This is a genomic window from Dietzia timorensis (genome assembly GCF_020742175.1).
GTDB classification, from domain to species: Bacteria; Actinomycetota; Actinomycetes; order Mycobacteriales; family Mycobacteriaceae; genus Dietzia; species Dietzia timorensis_A.
Genome location: NZ_DYXM01000242.1, coordinates 1 through 3755, shown reverse-complemented (window position 1 = coordinate 3755; position 3755 = coordinate 1). Strand labels below are relative to the sequence as shown.

Sequence of the window (3755 nt, the reverse complement as noted above, 5' to 3'; positions counted from 1 at the left end):
CGAACTCCGCGAAGGCCTGCGCGATTTCCTGCTGGGCGTTTCCCGCCGCGCCGTTCCAGCCGCCGCGCCCCGGACCGAAACCCGGCCCGCCGCCGCCCTGTGGTCCTCCGTGCGGGCCGCCGTGCGGGCCGCCGTGCCCCCGGCGTCCTCCATGGCCCTTGTGCCCGCCGGGCCCGCGGCGGAACTCGCCACCGGGGCGACCGCGGCCACCCCGCGCTCCGGGACCACCCGGACCTCCCGGAAAGCCCCCGGGGAATCCACCTCCGACAGATCCTTCACGTCCATCGTGATTCGGGTTCTCGAACCCTTGCGTCGACATATCCATGGTCGCCGCCTCCTTCGTTTTAACGATCGGTCGCGCTTGTCGCGTCCGTGATGCCAAAAACTATTGCAGGCATGTCTAGATATGTCAACGCTATATCGTTATCTCTGTTGATCAGAACCGCGAATGACGTCGGGGTCTGGATTATTTCCCCAGGTCCGACGTCATAAATGGGTTGTTTTTGCAAACGAGAACGAACGGAAGTCCGGGTTCGCTATTGCGATAAAGACACAAAAGACCCCATGCCCTCGCTGTTTTCGCGAGACATGGGGTCCGATGTGGAAGGGCGGCGGTGCGTGGCCGCCCGAGACGCTAGAAGCCGCGCTTTTCCTTCATCGCGAGGTAGCGCTCGATCGCCTTGTTCTTCTTGCGCTTCGACGTCGTGCTGTACACGACACCGCCGACGACGAGCGCGACGACGCCGCCGATCGCGGCGAGCACGACCGGGTTCTTGAGGATCTCGGTCGCCTGGGCCTTGCCCTGATCGGCGAGGTTTTTAGGGCTAACTCGATCGGTGAGTTCGTCCAGGGTCTCGGCGAGGTTGTCGCGAGCCTTGGCGATGTCGCCTTCAATGCTTTCGTAACTGCGTGCCACTGGTCCTCCGAATCGCACCCTGCGCACCTGTGACAAATTCCATGACCACGCTGCGCGGCGCCAGGTGTTCTCTTTTCGAAACAACGATAGCCCACGAATGCCCGCACTCGCCGACCAAGCGCGCCATTCCGGCGATCGTTAAGTAAAGTTGCTGTAAAACTTGAAGTCAACATCACCTTTCGCGCGGGCGAGGCACACCGCTCCCGCGGCGGCGCACCGACGACGCCGAGCGGAAGGCCCGAAGGAGAGATTCGAAGCTATGGACGGACAGCGCCTCGAAGTAGGAGACAAGGCCCCCGACTTCTGCCTCCCGGACGCCGATGGCAACGAGGTGTGCCTCAAGGACTTGGGCCGGGTCCTGATCTACGTCTACCCCGCGGCGATGACCCCCGGGTGCACCACCGAAACCTGCGACTTCAATGCCGCCTCCGACGATTTCGACACCGCGGGGATGAAGATCGTGGGACTCTCCCCCGACAGCCCCGAAAAGCTCGCGAAGTTCCGCGACAAGTACGACATCTCCTTCCCGCTGCTGTCGGACCCGTCGAAGGAGACACTGACCGCCTACGGCGCATTCGGCGAGAAGAAGAACTACGGCAAGGTCGTCCAGGGCGTGATCCGCTCGACTTTTGTCGTGGAGGCCGACGGCACGCTCTCTTTCGCCAGATACAACGTGCGCGCCAAGGGGCACGTGAACATGGTCGCCGGGCTTCTCGACGTGGACCTGACCGAACAACCCGGCGCATAGGTCTGCCGGAGAACGCGAGGTTTTGAGACAGTGAGCGATTCCCCTTCCTCGACGACGCCGTCGAACGACACGGAAGGCGCCCCGGAGATTCTCGTGCCACGCCGGCGCCCGATCCAGGAACGAAGCCGGCGCAAGTTCGAGGCACTGCTCACCTCCGCGCGCGAGGTCCTGATCGAAGAGGGCATCGACTCGTTCACCTGCGAGGAAGTGGCTGCCCGCGCCGGTGTCCCCATCGGCACGCTCTACCAATTCTTCGCCAATAAATACGTGCTCGTGTGCGAGCTCGACCGGCAGGACGCCCGGGGCGTCGTCGCCGAGCTCACGGACTTCTACAGCCAGATCCCGACCCCCGGCTGGCCGGAACTGCTCAACGAGTTCGTCGATCACCTCGCGGGGCTCTGGCAGTCCGACCCCTCGCGACGTGCCGTGTGGTTGGCGACGCAGGCCACCCCGGCGACCCGCGCCACGGCCGCGGTCAACGAGCGCGAGCTCGCGGCGATGGTGGCGGCCGCGCTGTCCCCTCTCACGCCGAAGGCTGATCAGGATCACCGCGCGTTCATGGCCGAGGTGCTCGTCCACGTCGCCTATTCCCTGCTCAACTTTTCCGTCCAGCGCCCGAGCGATTCCGACGAGATCCACGAGGACACCGTTCGTGAACTCAAGCGGATGCTCGCGGCCTACCTGTGGCTCGCGGAAAAGGAAGTCCGCGAGGGCGAAGACGGCGGTCAGTAGGCATCCGGTTAGTCCGGATTCCCCGAATTCGGGGCAAAATCGCGTGTGATTCACGCCACTTGAGTAAATGCCTGGTGAACTCACTTAAGGGTGGTCTAAGGTAAGCGCGCATGGTCCGTGAGGACTTCACGCCAGCCCGCGGATCCCTGTCGGCTGGCCACCACCATTCCGACCACCACAGGAGAGTCCTATGACTTCCGCTGCATCAGGCTCCGTGGCAACCGAGGACGGCAAGTTCGCGCGGGAGAAATTCTCCTCACGCAACGTGTTCGTCTTCGCCGCCATCGGTTCGGCAGTCGGCCTCGGCAACATCTGGCGCTTCCCGTATGTCGCCTTCGAAAACGGCGGTGGCGCGTTCCTCGTGCCGTATGTCGTCGCGTTGCTCACCGCCGGTATTCCGCTCCTCTTCTTCGACTACTCGATCGGCCACCGCTTCCGCGCATCGGCGCCGCTCGCCTTCCGCCGACTCAACCGCAAGCTCGAGCCCATCGGCTGGTTCCAGGTACTCGTCTCGGTCATCATCGCCGTCTACTACGCGGCAATCATCGGTTGGGCGGCGTGGTACGCCTACTTCTCGCTCGACCAGCGCTTCGGCAGCTCACTCGAGGAAACCACCTCGTTCTTCACCGGCGACTTCCTGCAGATGTCGGAGGAGTCCTTCAGCTTCGACTTCGTCGGCAACATCACGGTGATGATCGCCATCGTGTGGATCGGCACGATCATCGTGCTCGCGCTGGGCGTCCAGAAGGGCATCGGTCGCCTCAACCAGTTCTTCATCCCGCTGCTGATCATCCTTTTCGTCATTATGGTGATCTTTGCGCTCGTCCAGGACGGCGCGATGGACGGCCTCAATCAGTTCTTCACCCCGGACTGGAGCGTTCTCACCAACTACCAGGTGTGGATCGCGGCATATGGGCAGATCTTCTTCTCGCTCTCCGTCGGATTCGGCATCATGATCACGTATTCGTCGTATCTCAACCGCAAGACGAATCTCACCAGTTCCGGTCTGGTCGTCGCGTTCTCCAACTCGGCGTTCGAGGTTCTCGCGGGCATCGGCGTCTTCGCGGGCATCGGTTTCCTCGTCCACGCGGGCGGAATGGCCTGGGACGATGTCCAGGGCGGAGTCGGTCTCGCGTTCTTCACCTTCCCTGCGCTCATCGCCTCTATGCCGGCTGGTGAGGTCTTCGGTTTCCTCTTCTTCGCCTGCCTCGTGCTCGCCGGCTTCACGTCGATGATCTCCATCGTCGAGGTCGTCATCGCCGCCGTGCGCGACAAGCTCAACATCAACCGCGTCAACGGCACTCTGCTCGTCTGCGTGCCGCTGGCGATCATCTCGCTGCTCCTCATGCCGACGGCCAC

The 3755-nt window shown here is 63.1% G+C and carries 4 protein-coding genes and 1 pseudogene; 3 read left to right on the top strand and 2 right to left on the bottom strand.

Translation table 11 applies throughout. From position 1 onward, the window contains the following. Together K8V11_RS12630 and K8V11_RS12625 are read right to left on the bottom strand one after the other, a co-directional pair. Positions 1-325 (bottom strand): annotated as a pseudogene (locus tag K8V11_RS12630) (hypothetical protein); the annotation flags it as partial. A gap of 309 nt (positions 326-634) precedes the next feature. Continuing rightward, a complete protein-coding gene (locus K8V11_RS12625) occupies positions 635-916 on the bottom strand; it encodes a DUF3618 domain-containing protein (protein ID WP_067471696.1) in 282 nt (93 codons plus the stop codon). 259 nt (positions 917-1175) lie between these two features. Here K8V11_RS12625 and K8V11_RS12620 point away from each other — a divergent pair, with 259 nt between their 5' ends. The 3 genes from K8V11_RS12620 to K8V11_RS12610 form a co-directional block, all read left to right on the top strand. Continuing rightward, the gene (locus tag K8V11_RS12620; protein WP_303914883.1) at positions 1176-1664 is read left to right on the top strand and encodes a peroxiredoxin; all 489 of its coding nucleotides are present in this window, start codon (positions 1176-1178) and stop codon (positions 1662-1664) included. Between the two features lie 30 nt (positions 1665-1694). Then, positions 1695-2396, top strand: coding sequence for a TetR/AcrR family transcriptional regulator (locus tag K8V11_RS12615; RefSeq protein WP_303914880.1), 702 nt, complete (start codon positions 1695-1697; stop codon positions 2394-2396). Between the two features lie 190 nt (positions 2397-2586). Next, a partial coding sequence (locus tag K8V11_RS12610; protein ID WP_303914877.1) for a sodium-dependent transporter occupies positions 2587-3755 on the top strand: 1169 nt, incomplete at its 3' end.

What these genes read in the sequence shown, in the direction of transcription:
- K8V11_RS12620 (WP_303914883.1), top strand. Translation starts at nt 1,176, where the DNA reads ATGGACGGACAGCGCCTCGAAGTAGGAGACAAGGCCCCCGACTTCTGC.